The 21,474-nt window shown below is 66.6% G+C and carries 19 protein-coding genes; 9 read left to right on the top strand and 10 right to left on the bottom strand.

From position 1 onward, the window contains the following. Positions 1–104: 104 nt before the first annotated feature. The 4 genes from LC062_RS12820 to LC062_RS12805 all read right to left on the bottom strand — a co-directional run bounded on the left by LC062_RS12820 (position 105) and on the right by LC062_RS12805 (position 4,866). Positions 105–905 carry an FAD binding domain-containing protein gene (locus LC062_RS12820; protein ID WP_224911420.1) on the bottom strand — a complete coding sequence of 267 codons (801 nt, stop codon included), beginning with the start codon at positions 903–905 and terminating at the stop codon, positions 105–107. A gap of 149 nt (positions 906–1,054) precedes the next feature. After that, positions 1,055–3,424 carry a xanthine dehydrogenase family protein molybdopterin-binding subunit gene (locus tag LC062_RS12815; RefSeq protein WP_224911419.1) on the bottom strand — a complete coding sequence of 790 codons (2,370 nt, stop codon included), beginning with the start codon at positions 3,422–3,424 and terminating at the stop codon, positions 1,055–1,057. A 152-nt stretch (positions 3,425–3,576) separates the two neighbouring features. Continuing rightward, positions 3,577–4,065, bottom strand: a complete 489-nt coding sequence (locus tag LC062_RS12810; RefSeq protein WP_181761004.1) for a (2Fe-2S)-binding protein — start codon at positions 4,063–4,065, stop codon at positions 3,577–3,579. A gap of 90 nt (positions 4,066–4,155) precedes the next feature. After that, positions 4,156–4,866 carry an SRPBCC family protein gene (locus LC062_RS12805; protein WP_224911418.1) on the bottom strand — a complete coding sequence of 237 codons (711 nt, stop codon included), beginning with the start codon at positions 4,864–4,866 and terminating at the stop codon, positions 4,156–4,158. Between the two features lie 331 nt (positions 4,867–5,197). Here LC062_RS12805 and LC062_RS12800 point away from each other — a divergent pair, with 331 nt between their 5' ends. From LC062_RS12800 to LC062_RS12790, 3 genes are read left to right on the top strand one after another with little or no spacing between them, the layout of a single operon-like run. Next, positions 5,198–6,136: a class I SAM-dependent methyltransferase gene (locus tag LC062_RS12800; RefSeq protein WP_224911417.1), complete on the top strand. Its 939-nt coding sequence runs from the start codon at positions 5,198–5,200 to the stop codon at positions 6,134–6,136. Continuing rightward, positions 6,133–6,987 (top strand): TrmH family RNA methyltransferase, encoded by an 855-nt coding sequence (locus LC062_RS12795; protein ID WP_224911416.1) that lies wholly within the window; start codon positions 6,133–6,135, stop codon positions 6,985–6,987. The genes LC062_RS12800 and LC062_RS12795 overlap by 4 nt, the downstream gene beginning before the upstream one ends. A gap of 20 nt (positions 6,988–7,007) precedes the next feature. Beyond that, entirely contained in the window at positions 7,008–7,874 is an 867-nt protein-coding gene (locus LC062_RS12790) for an SDR family oxidoreductase (protein WP_224911415.1), read from the top strand. A 7-nt stretch (positions 7,875–7,881) separates the two neighbouring features. On the opposite strand, the gene glpK is transcribed toward LC062_RS12790, so the two are convergent. Further along, the gene (gene glpK, locus LC062_RS12785) at positions 7,882–9,387 is read right to left on the bottom strand and encodes a glycerol kinase GlpK (protein ID WP_224911414.1); all 1,506 of its coding nucleotides are present in this window, start codon (positions 9,385–9,387) and stop codon (positions 7,882–7,884) included. A gap of 210 nt (positions 9,388–9,597) precedes the next feature. On the opposite strand from glpK, the gene LC062_RS12780 reads away from it, so the two are divergent. Continuing rightward, positions 9,598–10,782 carry an MFS transporter gene (locus LC062_RS12780; RefSeq protein WP_224911413.1) on the top strand — a complete coding sequence of 395 codons (1,185 nt, stop codon included), beginning with the start codon at positions 9,598–9,600 and terminating at the stop codon, positions 10,780–10,782. A gap of 139 nt (positions 10,783–10,921) precedes the next feature. Here the strand turns inward: LC062_RS12780 and LC062_RS12775 are convergent, their stop codons facing one another. Further along, the gene (locus LC062_RS12775) at positions 10,922–11,122 is read right to left on the bottom strand and encodes a cold shock domain-containing protein (RefSeq protein WP_224911412.1); all 201 of its coding nucleotides are present in this window, start codon (positions 11,120–11,122) and stop codon (positions 10,922–10,924) included. A 440-nt stretch (positions 11,123–11,562) separates the two neighbouring features. Between LC062_RS12775 and LC062_RS12770 the strand changes: the two genes are divergently transcribed. After that, complete coding sequence (locus LC062_RS12770) at positions 11,563–13,167, top strand: B12-binding domain-containing radical SAM protein (RefSeq protein WP_224911411.1); 1,605 nt, start codon at positions 11,563–11,565, stop codon at positions 13,165–13,167. 27 nt (positions 13,168–13,194) lie between these two features. Here LC062_RS12770 and lepA read toward each other — a convergent pair whose 3' ends face one another. The 4 genes from lepA to LC062_RS12750 all read right to left on the bottom strand — a co-directional run bounded on the left by lepA (position 13,195) and on the right by LC062_RS12750 (position 18,344). Beyond that, entirely contained in the window at positions 13,195–15,000 is a 1,806-nt protein-coding gene (gene lepA, locus LC062_RS12765; RefSeq protein WP_224911410.1) for a translation elongation factor 4, read from the bottom strand. Positions 15,001–15,074: 74 nt separating this feature from the next. Further along, positions 15,075–16,217, bottom strand: coding sequence for a penicillin-insensitive murein endopeptidase (mepA, locus tag LC062_RS12760; RefSeq protein WP_224911409.1), 1,143 nt, complete (start codon positions 16,215–16,217; stop codon positions 15,075–15,077). Between the two features lie 150 nt (positions 16,218–16,367). Continuing rightward, on the bottom strand, positions 16,368–17,432 hold the full coding sequence (locus LC062_RS12755) for a patatin-like phospholipase family protein (RefSeq protein ID WP_224911408.1): 1,065 nt from the start codon (positions 17,430–17,432) through the stop codon (positions 16,368–16,370). 105 nt (positions 17,433–17,537) lie between these two features. Further along, complete coding sequence (locus tag LC062_RS12750) at positions 17,538–18,344, bottom strand: alpha/beta hydrolase (RefSeq protein ID WP_224911407.1); 807 nt, start codon at positions 18,342–18,344, stop codon at positions 17,538–17,540. 124 nt (positions 18,345–18,468) lie between these two features. Between LC062_RS12750 and LC062_RS12745 the strand changes: the two genes are divergently transcribed. From LC062_RS12745 to rplT, 4 genes are all read left to right on the top strand, one after another. Further along, positions 18,469–19,659, top strand: a complete 1,191-nt coding sequence (locus tag LC062_RS12745; RefSeq protein ID WP_224911406.1) for a glycosyltransferase family 4 protein — start codon at positions 18,469–18,471, stop codon at positions 19,657–19,659. A 150-nt stretch (positions 19,660–19,809) separates the two neighbouring features. Beyond that, entirely contained in the window at positions 19,810–20,352 is a 543-nt protein-coding gene (infC, locus tag LC062_RS12740; protein ID WP_224911457.1) for a translation initiation factor IF-3, read from the top strand. Between the two features lie 325 nt (positions 20,353–20,677). Further along, positions 20,678–20,875, top strand: a complete 198-nt coding sequence (gene rpmI / locus LC062_RS12735) for a 50S ribosomal protein L35 (protein ID WP_224911405.1) — start codon at positions 20,678–20,680, stop codon at positions 20,873–20,875. Between the two features lie 38 nt (positions 20,876–20,913). Beyond that, positions 20,914–21,273 (top strand): 50S ribosomal protein L20, encoded by a 360-nt coding sequence (gene rplT, locus LC062_RS12730; RefSeq protein WP_224911404.1) that lies wholly within the window; start codon positions 20,914–20,916, stop codon positions 21,271–21,273. The last annotated feature ends 201 nt before the right edge of the window (positions 21,274–21,474 follow it).

The following is a 21,474-nucleotide window of genomic DNA, read 5'->3' as shown; positions in this document are numbered from 1 at the left end:
CACGCGCCGCCCTTTTGGGGCGACGCGCCTCGTCAGTCTGATTTTTCCGGACTATCGGCGACCGGCGGCGCACACCGCCAGCCGCTGCGCCAATCCCGCAGCCGTCAGCCGCAGGCGGCGACCGCGCGCTTGGCCATCACCGTGACCAGATGGGCGCGATACTCGGCCGAGCCGTGAATGTCGGACAGCATCTCGTCGGCGTCGACGGCGATGCCATCGAGCGCTTCGGCGGCGAAATTGCCGGCAAGCGCCTGTTCCATGCCCTCGTGCCGGAACACCCCGTCCTGACCGGCGCCGGTCACCGCCACCCGCACGCCGCCATCGCCGAGCCTGGCGACGAAGACGCCGGCCATGGCATAGCGCGAGGCCGGATTGGGGTATTTGGCATAGGCAGAGGCCGTTGCCGCCGGGAACTCCACCGCCGTGATGATCTCGCCCTCGTCAAGGGCGGTCTCGAACATGCCTGCGAAGAATTCCTCGGCCGGAAGCTGACGCGTATAGGTGTGGATCACCGCCCCGAGCGCCAGCACCGCGCTGGGATAATCCGCCGCCGGATCGTTGTTGGCCAGCGAGCCGCCGATGGTGCCGCGATGGCGGACATGCGGATCGCCGATATGACCGGCCAGCGCCGCCAGCCCCGGCAGCAGGCGCTTGACGATCTCCGAGCCGGCGACCTCCGCATGGGTGGTGGCCGCGCCGATGCGCACACCGCCGCCGGTCTCGGCAATGCCCTTCAGGTCGGCGATGTGGGTCAGGTCGATCACATCGGACGGGGCGGCGAGCCGCTGTTTCATGGTCGGCAGCAGGGTCTGGCCGCCGGCCAGAAGCTTGCCATCCTCGGCGCCAGCCAGCCGGGTCGCCGCATCGGCAACGCTTTCCGCGCGGTGATAGGTCGTTTCATACATGGGTCTCTCCTCGCCCGAACCTTGCCCGGATGCTTACCCGGGAAACCTCTTTCGTCCTGCCGCGCGGGGATCCACGCACGGCGCCTTGTCCATGGATGCAACCGGACGGGACCGGCGGCGTTTCCCGCCAGCCCCGCACGGTACGGGATCTACTCGGCGGCCTCCGCCGTGCGCCCCTGGCGGATCGCCTGCCAGACGGCCGCCGGGGTTGCCGGCATCACCAGATCATTGCTGCCGATGGCATCGGTGATGGCGTTGATGACCGCCGGCGGCGAACCGATGGCCCCGGCCTCGCCGCACCCCTTCATGCCGAGCGGATTGCCCGGACAGGTGGTCACCGTGGTCATCAAGCGGTAGGACGGCACGTCGTCGGCGCGCGGCATGCAGTAGTCCATATAGGAGCCGCTCAGAAGCTGACCGTCCTCGTCATAGGCGGCGTTCTCCAGCAGCGCCTGGCCGATGCCTTGCGTCAGCCCGCCATGCACCTGACCCTCGACGATCATCGGATTGATGATGGTGCCGAAATCGTCGGCGGCGACGAAATCGACGATCTCGGTCTTGCCCGTGTCCGGGTCGATTTCCACCTCGCAGATGTAGGTGCCCGCCGGGAAGGTGAAGTTGGTGGGATCGTAAAACGCCCCTTCCTTCAGGCCCGGCTCCATGCCTTCGGGCATGTTGTGGGCGGTGTAGGCGGCCAGCGCCACCTGGAAGAACGGCAGCTCCTTGTCCGTGCCGGCGACCTTGAAGGTGCCGCCCTCAAGGGTGATATCGCCTTCGGCGGCCTCCATCAGATGGGCGGCGAGCTTCTTGGCCTTGGCCTCCACCTTGTCGAGCGCCTTGACGATCGCCGACATGCCAACCGCGCCGGAGCGCGAGCCATAGGTGCCCATGCCGAACTGGACCTTGTCGGTGTCGCCATGGACGATCGACACGGTGTCGAGGCCAACCCCGAAGCGATCGGAGACGAGCTGGGCGAAGGTGGTCTCATGGCCCTGGCCATGGCTGTGCGAGCCGGTCAGAACCTCGATGGTGCCCACCGGATTGACCCGCACCTCCGCCGATTCCCACAGGCCGACGCCGGCGCCGAGGGAGCCCACCGCCTGGGACGGGGCGATGCCGCAGGCCTCGATATAGCAGGAGAAACCGATGCCGCGCAGCTTGCCGCGGCTTGCCGCCTCCGCCTTGCGCGCGGCAAAGCCGGCGTAGTCGATTGCCTGCAGCGCCGCATCGAGCGAGGCATCATAATCGCCCGCGTCGTAGCACATGATCACCGGCGTCTGATGCGGGAAGGAGCGGACGAAGTTCTTGCGGCGGAACTCGGCCGGATCCATGCCGACCTCGCGCGCCGCCGTCTCCATCACCCGTTCGACAAGATAGGTGGCTTCCGGCCGGCCCGCGCCGCGATAGGCATCGACCGGCGTGGTGTTGGTGTAGACCGCCTTGACGTTGGCGTGGATCGCCGGAATGGCGTACTGGCCCGACAGCAGCGTCGCGTAGAGATAGGTCGGCACCGAGGAGGAGAACAGCGACATGTAGGCGCCGAGATTGGCCACCGTCTTCACCCGGAAACCGGTGATCCGGTTGTCGGCGTCCAGCGCCAGCTCCGCCTCCGAATGATGGTCGCGGCCATGGGCGTCGGTCAGGAACGCCTCGGTGCGGTCCGCCGCCCACTTGACCGGCAAGCCGGTCTTCTTCGAGGCCCAGAGACAGACCATCTCTTCCGGGTAGATGAAGATCTTCGAGCCGAAGCCGCCGCCCACATCCGGGGCGATCACCCGCAGCTTGTGTTCCGGGGCGATGTTGTAGAACGCCGACAGCACCAGCCGCGCCACATGCGGGTTCTGCGAGGTGGTCCAGAGCGTGTAATGCTCCTCCGCCTCGTCATAGGAGGCGAGCGCCGCGCGCGGCTCCATCGCATTGGGCACCAGCCGGTTGTTGCGGATCTCCATCCGCGTCACGTGGGCGGCCGAGGCGAAAGCGGCATCCGTCGTCGCCTGATCGCCGATCTCCCAATCGTAGATGAGGTTGCCTTCCGCTTCCGGATGAAGCTGCGGCGCGCCGGGCTTCAGCGCGTCGAGCGCATCGACCACCGCGTCGAGCGGCTCATACTCCACCACCACCGCATCGGCGGCATCGCGCGCCCGCGCCGGGGTGTCGGCGACAACCACCGCCACCGCCTGGCCCACATGGCGCACCGTGTCACCTTCCAGCGCCCGCCAGGCGCCCATCTTCATCGGCGAGCCGTCCTTGGAATGGATCATCCAGCCGCAGATCAGGTTGCCGACGCCATCGGCGACCAGTTCCTCGCTGGTCAGCACCGCCTCGACGCCCGGCATCGCCCGCGCCGCCGAGGCGTCGAGCGAAGTCACTTTCGCATGGGCGTGCGGCGAACGCACGAAGGCCGCATGGGCCATGCCCGGAACGGTCATGTCGTCGGTGTAGCGCCCCTTGCCGGTCACGAACCGCTTGTCCTCGCGCCGCGTCACCCGCGCGCCGATACCCTCAGCAGAAGATGTCATCCTGGTTCCTCCCTCACCCGCCTTTTAACGGGCGTCACTGTCGTCCTTGCCAATGCTTTCCGGGCCAGTCCTTCCCGTGCCGGGTCCTCGCGTTCCCCCTCCCAAGGGTACCCGCGTCTCTCCCGGCCGCGCGGCCCTTCGCCCGCCGCGCCTTATTCCGCGGCGGTCCGCACCCCCGCCATTTCGGCGCTGGCCGCGGCAATGGCCTTGACGATGTTGTGATAGCCGGTGCAGCGACAGATGTTGCCTTCCAGCTCGGCGCGGATCGTCGCCTCGTCCAGCGGACCGCCGAGCCGGTTGATCATGTCGACCGCCGCCATGATCATGCCCGGCGTGCAGAAGCCGCATTGCAGCCCGTGATGCTCACGGAACGCCGCCTGCACCGGGTGCAGCTCGCCGCCGGAGGCCAGCCCTTCGATGGTGGTTACCTCGGAGCCGGCGGCCTGGGCGGCCAGCATGGTGCAGGACTTCACCGCCTTGCCGTCCACATGCACGACGCAGGCACCGCATTGCGAGGTGTCGCAGCCCACATGAGTGCCCGTCAGCCCGGCGCCCTCACGCAGGAACTGGACCAGCAAGGTGCGGTCCTCCACCGTCTTCGACACCGTCTTCCCGTTTACCGTCATGGTCACGTCGGCCATGCTCTTCCTCCCTGCTCAATCGTTCTCGCAGGACCCGCCCCGATGGCCGGCTCCCGCTGGTTCCACGACCCTTTCAACCGTCCTTCCGGCCTATCCCATCAAGGCCAGCACGACGATGACACCCGCCAGCGCGATCAGCCCCCAGACCATCGGTCCGCCGAGCACCCCGCGTCCGGCCGCAGCCTCCACTTCGACCTCGACATCATGCACCGCCTTTTCGATGCGGGTTTCGACGGCCTCCGCCGCCTCCACCACCGCTTCGGGCGCATGATCAAGGGCGATGGTCTTCGCCTCTTCGATCACGCCCGCATCCGGACCATCGCCCGCCATCGCCGCCGCGGACGGGGCCGCCGCCGCGCCGCCGTCCTCCACGATCCCCTTGAAGGTGCCGAAGAACTCATCGGCCATCTTGCGCGCCGTCGAGGCGATCAACCGGCTGCCGAGCTGGGCCAGCTTGCCGCCGACCTGGGCCTTGACGTCATAGGTCAGGACCGTCTCGTCGCCGTCTTCGGTCAGATGCACCTCCGCCCCGCCCTTGGCGAAACCGGCGACACCGCCCTTGCCCTCGCCAACGATCCGGTAGCTTTCCGGCGGGTTCAGGTCTTCAAGCGTGACGGCGCCCTTGAAGGTCGCCTTCACCGGTCCGACCTTCGCCACCACCGTGGCGCTCATCTCCGTGTCGGAGTGCTTTTCAAGTTCCTTGCAACCGGGAATGCACTGGCGCAGCACATCCGCGTCATTCAACGCCGCCCAGACGGCCTCGCGCCCCGCGGCAATCCGGTACTCGCCAGATAGATCCATATCCTGTCCTCCATCGCCGACACGCGTCCCTGACGCCGGTCCGCCGCATGCACCGGTTCCGCAAGGTCAGCGCACACCGCCCGGGCGCGCGCGAGGTCGGCCGCTGTTTCATCGAGGTCAGCTTGTACAACCAGCCGCGACCTTGCAAGTGCTTGAATTCAAGAAAAAAGTGACAAGGGATCGTTGTGCACCGCAACAGAAGCGCCATCGCACCCGCGCAGGTACGCCCGTACAGTTTCGGCAGGCGCATTGACCCAGGCCGCGAAGCGTCTTAAGGCGATCCGGACCGAGCCCTTTTCCTCATGTCCGCAGCCAGTGGAGGCGCTTTCCCGTGTCCGACCCCTTGTCCAGTGCCGTTCCGGCCGCTCCCGGCAAGCCGCCGCGCTCCGTCTGGCCGGTGATGCTGGAGACCCGTGGCTGGGATGACTATGCCCTGCTCGACATGGGCGAGGGGCGCAAGCTGGAGCGCTACGGCCCGGTGACCGTCGACCGGCCGGAACCGCAGGCCATGGGGCCGCGCCGACTGCCGCCCCGCGCCTGGGACGCGGCGGATGCCGTGTTCACCGGCACCGATGAGGATGACGGGCCGGGCCGCTGGCGCGTCAACCGCGACCTGCCGGAAACCTGGGAGATGGCCTATGACGGGGTGCGCTATCTCGGCCGCTTCATGTCCTTCCGTCACGTCGGCGTCTTCCCCGAACAGGCGGCCCACTGGCAATGGATGGCCGATCAGGTGCGCCGCGCCAACCGACCGCTGAAGGTCCTCAATCTGTTCGGCTACACCGGGCTTGCCTCCCTGCTGCCGGCGGCGGCGGGCGCGAAGGTCACCCATGTTGATGCCTCCAAGAAAGCAATCGGCTGGGCGCGCGAGAACCAGGCGCTGTCGGGTATGGAGGATCTGCCGATCCGCTGGATCTGCGACGACGCGCTGAAATTCGTCGCCCGCGAGGTCAAGCGCGGCAACACCTATGACGGCATCGTCCTCGACCCGCCGAAATACGGACGCGGCCCGAAGGGCGAGATCTGGGACCTTTATGAAAGCCTGCCGGAAATGCTCACCCTCTTGGAGCGCATTCTGGCGCCCGATGCCCGGTTCCTGGTGCTGACCGCCTATGCGATCCGCTCCTCCTTCCTGTCGCTGCACGAGGTGATGGCCGACACGCTGAAGACCCGGGGCGGCCTTCTGGAATCGGGCGAGTTGGTGCTGCGCGCCGAAGCCGGCGACCGGGCGCTGTCGACCTCGCTGTTCTCGCGCTGGAGCGGAGCATGAGCGCCGCCCGCCCGCCGGCCGGCGGCACGGGACGGCCAGGACCGGTCAAGAAGATCACCTCCTTCTCCAATCCGCTGATCAAGGACATCAAGGCGCTGGTCGGCCAGCGCAAGCACCGGCAGCGGACCGGCCGCTTCGTCGCGGAAGGGCTGAAGTTGGCGACCGACGCGCTCGCCGCCGGCTGGACCATCGACATGCTGGTTCTGGGACCGGAGGCGCTGGAAAGCGACGCGGCCCGCGAGACCGCCGCCCGGGCGCGGGCACGCGGGGCCACCATCCTGGAGGTCTCCACCGCGGTCCTCGCCGCCGTCACCCGCCGCGACAATCCGCAGATGGTGGTCGGCGTCTACGAACAGAAGTTCCTCGCCCCCGAGGCGATCGCGAAGGACCCGCAAGGGGTCTGGATCGCCCTTGACCACGTGCGCGACCCGGGCAACCTCGGCACCATCCTGCGCACCGCCGACGCGGTCGGCGCCCGGGGCCTGTTGCTCATCGGCGAGACCACCGATCCCTTCGCCGTGGAAGCGGTGCGGGCCACCATGGGCTCGATCTTCCACGTGCCGATGACCCGGATGAGCCGGGAGGCGTTTCGCGCGCTGGCGAAGAAATGGCCGGGAACGGTGGTCGGCACCCATCTCAAGGGCTCGACCGACTACCGAACCATCCCCTACGCGCGGCCAACCCTCCTTCTGATGGGCAACGAGCAGGCCGGCCTGCCGGACGAGATGGCCGAGGCCTGCACCCATCTGGCGCGCATTCCCCAGGTGGGCCAGGCCGACAGCCTCAACCTTGCGGTCGCCACCGCCGTGATGCTTTACGAGATCCGCCGCGACGACCTGTCGCTGACCTGACCCAACCGCAAAGGTCCGCCATGCGCCTGTTCATCTTCGGTTTCGGCTATTCCGCCTCAGCCTTCGCCGAGCGGGTCCGCGGCCGCTGCTCGTGGATCGGCGCCACCACCCGCTCCGCCGACAAGGCGGCGACGATGACGGCGGCGGGCATCGCCCCGTTCCTGTTCGACGGCACGGTGCGCGATCCGGCAACCGCCGAAGCGCTGCGACAGGCCAGTCACGTACTCATCTCCATCGGCCCGGATGCAGACGGCGATCCGGTGCTGCGGCACTACCGGGGCGATCTCAGCGCAGCCCGGCCGCAGTGGACCGGCTACCTGTCCACCGTCGGGGTCTACGGCAATCACGATGGCGCCTGGGTCGATGAGGACACGCCCTGCCGGCCGGTGTCCCGGCGCTCGGTGCAGCGGCTGGCGGCGGAAGAAGCGTGGCTTGACTGGGCCAAGACCAGTGGCCTTCCGGTCGAGATCTTTCGCCTCGCCGGCATCTACGGTCCCGGGCGCAATGCCTTCGTCAACTTCGACAAGGGCACCGCCCGGCGGCTGGTCAAGCCGGGGCAGGTATTCAACCGCATCCATGTGGCGGATATCGCCGGCGCGCTGGAGGCGGCCATCGACGCCCCCCCGGCAACGCGAATCTTCAACGTCACCGACGATGAACCGGCCCCGCCGCAGGATGTGGTTGCCTTTGCTGCCGAGCTGCTGGGCCGGACCCCGCCACCGGATCAGGATTTCGAAACCGCCGAGCTGTCGCCGATGGCCCGCTCGTTCTATGGCGAGAACAAGCGGGTTTCCAACGCCCGGCTGAAGCGGGAGCTGGGCTACGCCTTCCGCTTTCCCGACTACCGGCAGGCGCTGGAGGCGCTCTACCGGGACGGCTGGCGCTAGAGAAGGCTCAGGCGCCACTGCCGGCGGAGCGGGTGCGGGCGACCGCGTCCTGCCAGCCGGCGTAAAGCCTGTCGCGTTCCTCCGCCGACATCTGCGGCTCGAAGCGGCGCTCCAGCCGCCAGCGCTCGGCGAAGGCCTCCCGGTCCGGCCAGACCCCCGCCTTCCAGCCGGCGAGCCAGGCCGCGCCCAGCGCCGTGGTCTCCAGCACCTCCGGCCGGTCGACCGGCGCACCGAGACTGTCGGCGAGGAACTGCATGGTCCAGTCGGACACGGTCATGCCGCCATCGACCCGCAGCACCATGTTCTCTTCACCGATGCCGGAGGCATCACTACGCATCGCCTCGATCAGGTCCCGTGTCTGATAGCCGACGCTTTCCAGCGCCGCACGGCAGAAATCAGCCGGCCCGCTCGCCCGGGTGAGACCGAAGATCGCGCCGCGCGCATCCGGATCCCAATAGGGCGCGCCGAGGCCAACGAAGGCCGGCACCATGTAAAGTCGCGCTTCCGGGTCGGAGGCTTCGGCAAGCCGCTGGCTTTCATCCGCCTGCGAAATGATCTTCAGACCGTCGCGCAGCCACTGCACCGCGCTGCCGGCGACGAAGATCGAGCCCTCCAGCGCATAGGTGGTCTCACCGTCGAGCCGGTAGGCGATGGTCGACAAGAGCCGGTTCCGCGACACCACACGGGTATCACCGGTGTTGATCAGCGCGAAACAGCCGGTGCCATAGGTCGACTTGACCATGCCGGGCGCAAAGCAGGCCTGGCCGACGGTCGCCGCCTGCTGGTCGCCGGCAACCCCGAGGATCGGCAGTTCAGCCCCGAAATGCTCCGCATCGACCGTGCCGAACAGATCGGCGCTGTCCTTCACCTCCGGCAGCATCGACATGGGAATATCGAGCAGCGCGCAAAGCTCCGCGTCCCAGCAATTGTCATTGATGTTGTAAAGCAGGGTGCGCGAGGCGTTGGTGGCATCGGTCACATGGGAGCGGCCTCCGGTCAGCCGCCAGATCAGCCAGCTGTCGACCGTGCCGAACAGAAGATCGCCCTCCTTGGCCGCCGCGCGGGCCCCCTCCACATGATCAAGGATCCAGGCGAGCTTGGTGCCGGAGAAGTAAGGATCGAGCAGCAGGCCGGTCTTTTCGATCACCGCCGCTTCATGGCCCTCGCGCTTCAGCCGGGCGCAGGTTGCGGCCGTGCGCCTGTCCTGCCAGACGATGGCATTGGCCACCGGCCGGCCGGTCTTGCGGTTCCACACCACCGTGGTCTCGCGCTGGTTGGTGATGCCGATTGCGGCAATCTCAGAAGCGCCGCCAGGAACGCCGGCAAGCGCTTCGCGGCAGACCGCCAGCGTGCTGGTCCAGATGTCTTCCGGATCATGCTCCACCCAGCCGGAATGCGGAAAATGCTGGGCAAACTCCTGCTGCCCGCTCGCCACCGACCGCAAGGCCTCGTCAAAGACGATGGCCCGGCTGGATGTGGTGCCCAGATCAATGGCGAGGATAAATCCGCTCATCCGGCGATGCCTCCCGAAGTTTCGTTTTCTTTCAATGCCGACCGGGCGGACAATCAAACGAAACAAAAATCCGGTCAATCGAAAATCCGGCCCGGATCGCCGAGGATCGCCCCGGTTGACCGGTCGGCTCAAAACAAACGATGCTTCGTCGTACGGCGCCCCCGCCGCTGACCGACAGGAGCCACGGCGATCAAGACCACCGCCCTCACCTTGCTGGCCATTGCCGTGGTGGCCGCCCTTTCCCTGTGGTTCGTCTCGGCGGCGATCCTGCCGGAGATGCTGCGCGAGGCGCCGGTGTCCAGCCTGCGCCAGGCGCTGCTGTCGAGCGGGGTGCAAATCGGCTTCGTCATCGGAGCGCTGACCTCGGCGGTGCTTGGCCTGCCCGACCGGATCCACCCCAGCCGTCTGTTCGCCGCCTGTGCGGCACTGGCCGCACTGGTCAACGCCAGCCTTCTGGTGCTGCCCATCGGCGGCAGCGCGGCGATTGCCGCAAGGATGGCCACCGGCGCGCTGCTTGCCGGCGTCTATCCGGTGGGCATGAAGATCGCGGTTGGCTGGGGGGTGCGCGACCGGGGATTTCTCGTCGGCCTTCTGGTCGGCGCCGTAACACTCGGCTCAGCCGCGCCGTATCTGATCTCCTTTGCCGGCGGCGCCAATTGGCGGGCAACGGTCATCACCGCCTCGCTGGCTGCGCTCGCCGCCGCCGGCCTGGCGCTGCTGGTCCGGCTTGGCCCGCACCACGCCAGCGCCGCCCGGTTCGACCCGAGCGTCATTGCCTCCGCCTGGACCAACCGGGGCATCCGCCTCGCCTATGCGGGCTATCTCGGCCATATGTGGGAGCTCTATGCGGTGTGGACCTGGGCGGTCGCCGCCATGACCGCGTCCTTCGCCCTCACTCTTGAGGGCGGCGAGGCGCTGGCATGGGCGCGCATCGTCACCTTCGCCGCGATCGCCGCAGGGGGCTGCGCCTGTATCGGCGCTGGCTGGATCGCCGACCGGATCGGCAAGGAGAACGTCGCCATTGCCGCACTTGCGACCAGCGGCACCTGCGCCATTGCCGCGGCACTCAGCTTCGGCGGCGCGCCGCTGCTGGTCGGCGCGATCTTCCTTGTCTGGGGGTTTTCGATCATTCCGGATTCCGCGCAGTTTTCCGCGCTGGTGGCCGATCATGCACCGCCAGAGCAAGCCGGCAGTCTGATGACCCTGCAAACCGCGCTTGGCTTTACCTTGAGCTTCATCACCGTGCAGGCAACACCAATGCTGGCCGAAGCGCTCGGCTGGCCGGTCATGCTGGCCCTTCTGGCGCTCGGCCCTGCGTTTGGCCTGGTGGCGATGGTGCGGTTGCGGAAGATGTCGGCCCGGGCGCGATCCACGCCGGCGGGCGGGGGAAACTGAAGGCGGCGTGCTTCACACGCACGGCGCCCCGTTTCCGGCATCTGGCGCTCTCACGGAGCTGCCCTCGATGCATCAGTTCAAGAGGTCAGTCCTATCCGCCCCGGAGACCTTGTCCGGTCCGGGACAGCTCGTTTCCGGTTCAGAGAACGCGCAGGTTGTCGGCGACCGAACGGCCCTTCGCGTATTCCAGGTCATAGACAACCAACTGGCCTTCGCGCAGCGTTGCCTCGCCGGCACGGCGAACCACATCAATGCCCACATGAACGAAGTCGCCTTCGTCCGCTTCAATCTGTCCGACACCGGTGCCGATATCGAACCACTTTACATTTCCAAGCTGCATTTCAAGTCTCTTTCTTCTGCTTTCTTGGCATTGTGCTTTTTTGGCAATTGCCCATCCCTTCCGGCACCGCCAGTCCTCAGCCACACCGCACATGAGACCGGACGGAGGTCCGGCCCTTGCGGGGCCTGAAAACGCGAATTTTCGGAAGCAGCCGTGCCCGGGTAGAAAATCGGGTCGCCCGACCGCGGAAACCTTACCGGTTCCGAATGCGCCGAATACTTATGAACAATCACTGTTAAGAAATGGTGACTGTTCTGCAAATTGCAATAGCTCCCGTCAGACCGATGCATAAAAAGACCTGGCGGGCACACCTCCCGCGTGGAGTCCTGCCGTTTTCGGTCTGTATTTTCACGGAAGTTTTGTTAACGTGCCTCAACGACAGCGTGCCGACCGACACGGAGACCGGCATGCCTTGCAATGCCCCGACATGGGAGACCACGATGCCGACCGACATCAACGTGCTGATGGTCTACCCCCGCTTTCAGGCTGGGTCCTTCTGGAACTACCGCAGCACCTGCGAACTGGTCGGCGCGAAATACCCCGCCCCACCGCTCGGGCTGATCACGGTCGCGGCAATGCTGCCGGACAGCTGGAGCGTGCGGCTGATCGACCGCAACACCGACACGCTGGCGGAGGACGACATCCGGTCAGCGGATATCGTCTTCACCGGCGGCATGCTGCCGCAACAGTCGGATGTGCAGACGATCATCGCGAAATGCCGAAGCGCGGGGGTTCCGGTCGTGGTCGGCGGCCCCGACGTGACCTCAAGCCCGGAGCAGTACGGCGACGCCGACTTCCGGGTACTCGGCGAGGCGGAAGAGGTCTTGCCGCGCTTCATCGCCGCCTTCGAGCGGGGCGAGCGCGCGGGCACTTTCGAGGCGGAGAAATTCAAGACCGACGTCACCCAGACACCGGTGCCGCGCTTCGACCTTTTGAATTTCGACAATTACGTTCAGGTCAACGTTCAGTATTCACGCGGCTGTCCGTTCACCTGCGAATTTTGCGACATCATCGAGCTTTACGGGCGCAAGCCGCGCACCAAGACCAATGCGCAGATCCTGCGCGAGCTGCAGGCGCTCTACGATCTCGGCTATCGCGGCCATGTGGATTTCGTCGATGACAATCTGATCGGCAACAAGAAAGCGGTGAAGGCGTTCCTGCCGGAGCTGATCGCCTGGCAGAAGGCCCACAAGCACCCGTTCGAACTGTCGACCGAAGCCTCGCTCAACCTGGCCGACGACAAGGCCCTGCTAACGATGATGCAGCAGGCCGGCTTCTTCGTCGTGTTCATCGGTATCGAAAGCCCCGATCCGGATGTTCTCACCGCTACGCGCAAGAAGCAGAACACCCGCCGCGACATCGCCGCCAGCGTGCGCAAGGTCTATGAGGCGGGCATCTTCGTAGTCGGCGGCTTCATCGTCGGCTTCGATGAGGAAAGCGACCGGGTGGCCGACGAGATTGCCGGCTTGATCGAGGAGGCGGCCGTGCCGGTTGCCATGGCCGGGCTGCTCTATGCCCTGCCCACCACCCAGCTCACTCGGAGGCTGGCGGCGCAGGGGCGGCTTCACGCCGAATTCGACGTGGCCGACCCCGAACATCAGGTCGGCGACCAATGCACAGCCGGGCTCAACTTCGAGACCCTGCGGCCGCGCGCCGAAATCCTCGCCGATTATCGCAAGGTGATCGCCCGGGTCTATGCACCGGAGGCCTATTTCGCCCGGTTGCGCAAGCTGGTGTCGCTTCTGGACATGAGCGGGCCCAATGGCGACATGCTCAACGCCCGTCTCGGCTCCGATCTCAAGAAGCTGGGCCGGCTGATCTGGTCGATCACGCGCAAGCACCCCGCCCACCGCAGCCATCTGTGGCGGATGATCGGCCACACCTTGCTGCGCAATCCGCGCGCGCTCAATCCGATGCTGCAGATGGTGGCGCTCTATGTCCACCTTGGCCCGTTCGCGCGCTTTGTCCTGGAGCAGATCGACCGGCAGATCGCGGAGATCGAAAGCGGCGCGTGGCAACGGCCGGCGCTGGTCGCCGCCGAATAGGCCGCGACAGCGCCACGCCGATACTACTCAGGAATCCATCTTCAGGGCCTTGATGAAGGCTTCCTGCGGGATCTCCACCTTGCCGAACTGGCGCATCTTCTTCTTGCCTTCCTTCTGCTTCTCCAGAAGCTTGCGCTTTCGGGTGGCATCGCCGCCGTAACATTTGGCGGTGACGTCCTTGCGCAGGGCGGCAATGGTTTCGCGCGCGATCACCCGGGCGCCGATGGCGGCCTGGATCGGGATCTTGAACATGTGCCGGGGGATCAGGTCCTTGAGCTTCTCGCACATGGCCCGGCCGCGACGGTCGGCCTGCGACCGGTGCACCAGCACCGACAGCGCATCCACCGGTTCCGCATTGACGAGGATCGACATCTTCACCAGATCGCCCTCGCGATAATCGGTGATCTGATAGTCGAACGAGGCATAGCCCTTGGAGATCGACTTCAGCCGGTCGTAGAAATCGAACACCACCTCGTTCAGCGGCAGGTCATAGGTGACCATCGCCCGGCTGCCGACGTAGTTCAGATCGACCTGCACGCCGCGCCGCTCCTGGCAGAGGGTCAGGATCGCCCCGAGATACTCGTCGGGGGTCATGATGGTGGCGCGGATCCACGGTTCCTCGATGCTGGCGATCTTCACCGGATCGGGCATGTCCGCCGGGTTGTGCAGCTCCTGCAAGGTGTCGTCGGTCAGATGCATCCGGTAGACCACCGACGGCGCAGTGGCGATCAGGTCGAGATCGAACTCGCGCTCCAGCCGCTCCTGAATGATTTCCAGATGCAACAGGCCGAGGAAGCCACAACGGAAGCCAAAGCCCAGCGCCGCCGAGGTCTCCATCTCGAACGAGAAAGAGGCATCGTTCAGCCGCAGCTTGCCCATGGCCGCGCGCAGATCCTCGAAGTCGTTGGCATCGACCGGGAACAGCCCGCAGAACACCACCGGCTGCGCCGGCTTGAACCCGGCCAGCGCCTCGGCACAGGGCTTGCGGTCATCGGTGATGGTGTCGCCGACACGGGTATCGGCCACTTCCTTGATCGAGGCGGTGAGAACGCCGATTTCGCCGGGGCCGAGGTCGTCGATGGTCAGGAACTTCGGCGTCATCACGCCGACCCGGTCCACCTCATAGGAGGCGCCAGTGCCCATCATCTTGATCTTCTGGCCCTTCTTCAACCGGCCATCGATGATGCGCACCAGCACCATCACGCCGAGATAGGCGTCGTACCAGCTGTCGACCAGCAGCGCCTTGAGCGGCGCATCCGGATCGCCCTGCGGCGCCGGCAGGCGGGTGACGATGGCTTCCAGCACCTCGTCGACGCCAAGCCCGGTCTTGGCCGAGATCATCACCGCATCGGACGCATCGAGGCCGATCACGTCCTCGATCTGCTCCTTGACACGGTCCGGCTCGGCCGCCGGCAGATCGACCTTGTTCAGCACCGGGACGATCTCGTGATCGTTGTCGATCGCCTGATAGACATTGGCCAGCGTCTGCGCCTCGACGCCCTGGCTGGCGTCGACCACCAGCAGCGAGCCCTCGCAGGCGGCCAGCGAGCGCGACACCTCATAGGCGAAGTCGACATGGCCCGGGGTGTCGATCAGGTTCAGCTTGTATTGCTGCCCGTCCTTGGCGGTGTAGATCAGGCGCACGGTCTGCGCCTTGATGGTGATGCCGCGTTCGCGCTCGATGTCCATCGAATCGAGCACCTGCTCCTTCATCTCACGGGTCGTCAGCGTCCCGGTCATCTGGATCAGGCGGTCGGCCAATGTCGACTTGCCATGGTCGATATGGGCGACGATGGAAAAGTTGCGGATATCGGAGATGGTCTTGGTGCTCATGCGCGCCCGTTTACCATCGCCGCACGCAAGCGCAAAGGGGTTTCACGCAGGCACAACGGGGATTAGTGCCCCCTCTAGCGCGCCATCAGCACATCCATGCAGGCATCGGGCAGGGCGGCGAGGGTCAGCCCGGGTTTTTTCTTCGCCGGTTTCGACGGTTTCACCGGCTTTTTCGGCACCCAGGGCTCGTCGGACAGCCACCAGGCCAGCTCCTTGCCGCAACCATCGCCGGGCGGCGGCGGATTCTGGTCCTTGCAGCCGGCACTCCCCGCAGGACACGTCATGCGCACGTGGAAATGATAGTGATGGCCCCACCACGGCCGGACCTTGCGCAGCCAGCCGCGATTGCCGGTCTCGAAGCGGCACAGCGCCTGCTTGATGCCCGGGTGAACGAAGATGCGGGCCACGCGCGGATCGCTGGCGGCGCGGCGGATCAGCCGGGCGCGGGAGGCGGTCCATTTCGCCGGATCGACGCCCCGGTCGGCGTTCTTCAGGTTCGACGGCCCCTTGAGCATGGAGACGGCGGAAATCTCCTCGCGCTCCTGGCGGGTCAACACCCGGTCCGGCATCGGCGTCAGCCAGATATCCGCATCCAGGCCGATCTGATGGCTGGCGTGACCGGACAGCATCGGCCCGCCGCGCGGCTGTGCCAGATCGCCGACGAGAAGCCCATTCCAGCCGAGCCTGGGCGCATCGGCGGCAAGGCTCTCCAGAAACTCGATCAGCTCAGGATGGCCCCAGTTGCGGTTGCGTGACAGGCGCATCACCTGCCAGCTCGGCCCATTGATCGCCAGGGCACGCCCCCCGGCCAGGCAACCCTTGGCGTAGGAGCCGATGGAGCGGGCGGCGAGCGGCGCCGGCGTGGTCCGGGCGCCGAAATAGGTCTTGGCCACCGCCTTGCGGGACGGACGTTTGAAGGCCCCCTCGCGGACCACCGGCGCAGCAGGAGAGCTGGCGGGCGGGCGGCTCTGCGGTGCCGGCACCGGCAGCGGCACCGCCGCCAGTTGCGCCTCGCCCCTGCCCTGCGTCCGGGGAACCTCGCCCGGGGCGACAGTCACGGGCATCAGCGCCGCCGGCGTAATGGTGGAGGTGGCAACGAGCCGAGCGATATCGGCCGAGGGCTTGGCGCGCGGCAACGGCGTGTCCGCCAGCGCCGATGACGCAACCGCTCCCCCGCCGGCAAGCGCCAGACAGAGTGCGGCCGCGCGGCCTGTCACACCGGCTCTCCGGCGGATCTCCTGTGCGTGATGGAACCGGGACATCCGCATCTCTCCCTCACCCCCACCTGCGTGCGGCTGCTTCTTGCCCGGAAGGGCGGGGCTTGAAGAGCGCTCATGCAAGTGTCGCACCGAGGCGTTTACACTCGGTTAACCATGCTGCGACAGCCCCCCGGCGGTCCAGTCGCTCCGCTCGGAGATTTCCCCGGCAAGCCGGTCGAGCAATTCGGTGTTGTCGCGAATGATCCGGTCGGCGACGCCGTTGAGCTCGATGATGTTGCCCGGCCGGGTGTTGTCGATCGCCTCGGCCGCGCGCGGCAAGTCGCCATCGAGGCGGATCACCTCGGCAACGCCAGCCTCCGGCAGCAGCCAGTCGGCCTGGTAAGCGGCAGTGGTAGCCTGACCATGCGACAGCACCGACTGCAGCGGTGTGTCATTTGCCGGCGACAGCCAGCCAAGCGCACCCCAGCCGGCAGCCTCCTCGTAACTGTAGCCACGGTGACGGCGCGCGCCGGTGCCCAACGACAGGATCACCATATCCTCGGGCCGCCAGCCGAGCTTGCGCCCTTCCACATAGGCGGTGAGCACCGGGTTGTTGAGGAACACTCCGCCGTCGACCAGCACCTGATCGGTGCCTTGGGTGAGATTTTCCACCTTCGCCGGCTCGAAATACACCGGCGCGGCGGTGGTCGCACGCACTGCCTGCCAGATATAGAAATCATCCGGACGGCTGCCGTCGCTCTGGCGCCCGTTGGTCATGAACACCGCCTCGCGCGCCTCCATGTCATAGGCGGTCAGCACCACATGGGTCAGCGCCGAGGCAATCGAGGTCCAGCCGAACCGGGCCTTGAGCAGCCGCTCCAGAGGACGTTCGTCATAGCGCTGATCGAACAGGGCCAGCGGATTGGTGACAAGGCGCTCCAGCAGCCGCCGACGGTGGAACACCTCGCGAGCCTCCACCTCGAAAAAGCGGCGCAACTCCTCGACGGTCGCCGCCGGGGCACCGCTCATGTCGTCCGGTTTCGGCGCGCTGAGGCCGGCGACGATCAGGCCGCCGGTGGAGGTGCCGGCCATCAGATCGAAATAACGGTGCAGCGGCCCGGACTTGCCGCGCGCGCGCATCCGTGTTTCGAGGCTTTCCAGAACCCGCAAGGGCACCAGCCCGCGCACACCGCCGCCGTCGATTGCGAGAATGAAATGCTTGCGACCTGTCATGGAATCCTCACCGCTTGGGAACCGATGGAAAGATGATGCCAAGACAAGCCTTTTCGCGAAATACGACAAAGCGATGACCTGAGGCGGAAAATCCGGGCGCCCTCGTCAGATATCGGCCTCGGCACCCTCCGCAAGACTTGCCGCCGCCGCCATCAGCCGGACCATGTCCTCTGGCCGCGACAGGCGGTGATCGCCGTCCTTGACGAGGGTTAGGGTCACATCGTCGCGTGCCAGGCACTCCACCAATCGCAAGGCGTGCTGCCACGGCACCGCGTCGTCGCGCTGGCCCTGCAGGATCGTCACCGGACAGCCGGTTTCCACTGCCCCGCCCAACAGCAGGTTGCGGCGACCATCCTCGATCAGCTCGCGGGTGATCACATAGGGGCTGTCGTCATACTCGGACGGACGCTCGAAGCGGCCTTCACGCAGGATCGTCTCGCGAATCTCGTCGGTGAACTCCTGCTTCCACATCAGCTCCTCGGTGAAATCCGGCGCCGGAGCGATCAGCACCATGCCGGCAAGCGGGGCGACGGCCTGCCCGCGCGCGCGCAACGCCCGCGCCAGAAGCAGCGCGATCCAGCCGCCCATGGAGGAGCCGACCACGACCGTCGGCTCGGCGCAGCAGCGCTCGAACACCGCCAGCGCCTCCTCCGCCCAGCGGGAAATCGTGCCCGCCTCGAAGTCGCCTTCCGACACGCCATGGCCAGAATAGTCGAAGCGAGTCATCGCCCGGCCGGTCTGCGCGGCAAAACCGGCGAGCTCCTCCGCCTTGGTTCCGGCCATGTCCGACTTGAAGCCGGACAGCCAGAAAAAGCCGCAGCGATCGGGCGTCCCCACGGCCCGGTCGATGGCGATGCGGCGGGCGTCCGCGCCCTCGCCAACCGTGATGAATTGCAGTTCCGGTGCTGACATACTATGCCTCCATGCCTCGCCTGCTGCCGGGTTTGGCACAGGCGCGCGCCGATGAGAAGGCCCGCCCTTTCCATCGCGCCGTTTGCGACAGACCGCCACCACAGGCCCCGCCAAGGACCCCGCCGTGCTCCCCTATTGCGTTCTTCAGATCATCCCGGAGCTGGAAACCGGCGGCGCGGAACGGACCACCGTCGACATCGCCGCCGCGCTGGTCTCTGCCGGCCACCGGGCGCTGGTCGCCTCCGCCGGCGGGCGGCTGGTGGCGGAGCTGGAGGCACTGGGGGCGGAGCACATCACCCTGCCGCTGGCGACGAAATCCCCCTGGCGGATCTGGCGCAACGCCGGCACGCTGGCGCGAATCGTTGAGCGGGAACAGGTCGACCTCCTGCATGCGCGCTCCCGCGCCCCGGCCTGGTCGGCGCTGATCGCCGCGCGGCGTACGGCGCGGCCCTTCGTCACCACCTATCATGGCATCTACAAGCAGACCAACGCGCTGAAGGGGCTGTACAATTCCGTCATGGTGCGGGGCGATGCAGTGATCGCCAACTCCCGCTACACCGCCGAGCTGATCGCCGAACGCCACCCCTTCGCGGCGGATCGGCTCAAGGTGATCCACCGCGGCTCGGATCTGGGCGGGCTGGCGCCGCAGGCGGTGTCCGACGCCCGCCGCGACGCCCTGCGGCAGGCCTGGGGGATCGCGGCCGGCACGCCGGTGATCCTGAACCTGGCCCGGCTGACCGGCTGGAAAGGCCAGACGGTGCTGATCGACGCCTTGGCGCGGCTTGCCACGGAGCATCCGGATGCGGCGTGGACCGCGATCCTTGCCGGCGACGATCAGGGCCGGCGGGAGTATTCGCAAATGCTGCAGGCACGGATCGCAGCGGCAGGGCTCGCCGACCGGATACGGTTGCCCGGTCACTGCGACGATGTGGCCGCGGCGCTGGCGCTCGCCGATGTCTCGGTGGTCGCCTCGACCGAGCCCGAAGCCTTTGGCCGGGCGGCGGTGGAGGCCCAGGCGGCCTCGGTGCCGATCATCGCCACCGACCTTGGCGGGGCACGCGAAACCGTGCTCGCCCCGCCCGATGTGGCGGAGGAGGCGCGCACCGGCTGGCGGGTTCCGGCCGGCGATGCGTCCGCGCTTGCCGATGCCCTCGCCCAGGTGCTGGCGCTCGACGCCAGGACCCGCACTGACGTGACCGCACGGGCGCTCAGGCATGTCAGCGCGCGCTTCTCGCGCGAGGCCATGTGCGGGGCGACCCTTGCGATCTATGACAGGCTCATCGACAATTGCCGCGCCGACAGCAAACACGGTTGACTTTGCCGCGGTTTCGCTGGATTTTCATGTCTCCGGATTGCCTGCCTTCCTGACCTCGGCGTTCAACGTGCGGGGCCTTTGGCGTAAGCCATGGAAGGCTTTTGCGATTCGGGCCCATCGTTTGTTTGAACAACAGAGGAGATCGCGACCATTCGCCGTCCATACCGCGCACCGCCGCCGACCAAGGAAGGCCCGCGCACAAACCAAGAGATCCGCGTTCGGGAAGTACAGCTCATCGATCAGGACGGGGGCAACCTCGGCGTGACGCCGACGGAAGAAGCCCTGCGCCTCGCCGAAGAAGCTGGCCTCGATCTGGTCGAAATCTCGCCGAACTCTTCCCCGCCCGTCTGCAAGATCCTCGACTATGGCCGGTACAAGTACCAGAGCCAGAAAAAGGCTGCGGAAGCGCGCAAGAAGCAGAAGGTCGTCGAGGTCAAAGAAATCAAGATGCGGCCGAACATCGACACCCATGATTATGAGGTGAAGATGCGGAACATGAAGCGTTTCTTCGACGAAGGCGACAAGGTGAAGGTGACCCTGCGGTTTCGCGGACGCGAAATGGCGCATCAGGACCTCGGTGTCGCTCTCCTGAACAAGGTGCGTGACGAGACCGCCGAATTCGCCAAGGTCGAATCCCATCCGCGGCTGGAAGGCCGGCAGATGGTGATGGTGCTGGCGCCGATCGCCCGCTGACCTTCGCGCAGGTGCCCGACGACAGCGCCGAGGCACCGTCAGGACACTGACCGGAACGCCAAAAGGCTCGGCCCTTGCGCCGGGCCTTTTTCGTTCCGCCATCGCCACCCCGACCGGGGGCGCATCGGGGTGGGAAAGCAGCACGAATCCTCTTGTGTTTTGCCGGAACGCTGCCTATAAGCCCCTGTCCTGAGCCGCCCGGCTTCGCGGGACCCGTTGGCCTTGTGCCAACCCCTTGCGACAAAAGGGCATGCCGTGGCGGTTCATAACGGCTTCCAACACAAATCGGCTGGTTCAGCGCCAGCCGTGCAAGAAAGGACGCAAAATGCCCAAGCTGAAAACGAAGTCCGGCGCCAAGAAGCGCTTCAAACTGACCGCGACCGGCAAGGTCAAGACCGCCCAGGCGGGCAAGCGGCACGGCATGATCAAGCGGACGAAGAAGTTCATCCGCAACGCGCGCGGCACCACCGTGCTGTGTGAAGCCGACGCTCGCATCGTCAAGAAGTTCCTGCCCTACGGCTGAGCCTGACGGCGTCTTAGACTTTCCAAGGAGTACTACCCATGTCGCGTGTCAAAAGGGGCGTAACCGCCCACGCAAAGCACAAGAAGGTCCTCAAGGCCGCCAAGGGCTACTACGGCCGGCGCAAGAACACGATTCGCGTCGCCAAGCAGGCGGTCGAGCGTGCCGCCCAGTACGCCTACCGCGACCGCAAGGCGCGCAAGCGCAATTTCCGCTCGCTGTGGATCCAGCGGATCAACGCGGCGGTGCGCGAGCAGGGCCTCACCTATGGCCGCTTCATCGACGGTCTGAACAAGGCCGGCATCGAGGTTGACCGCAAGGTGCTGTCCGATCTCGCCATCCGCGAGCCGGAAGCATTCAAGGCGCTGACGGAAAAGGCCAAGGGCGCGCTCGGCGCGTAAGACGCTTCGCCGGCGGGCCAGCCCGCCGCCGCAAGGCGTTCCGGACGAGACAAGATCAAGGCGCGCTCCACCTGGAGACGCGCCTTTTTCATATGCCACCTGCCGTTCCCTGCGCCGCCCACCTCGCCGCCTCATCCGGCATTGCCCGCGCTTGAGTGTGGCGGCGCAACCGGGTAAACCGCCGGGGTGTCCGCCCCCCAG

It is taken from the genome of Stappia indica, assembly GCF_020177335.1.
Taxonomy (GTDB): domain Bacteria; phylum Pseudomonadota; class Alphaproteobacteria; order Rhizobiales; family Stappiaceae; genus Stappia; species Stappia indica_B.
Note: the sequence above shows the minus strand (reverse complement) of the source record. Positions and strands in the feature narration are given on the sequence as shown.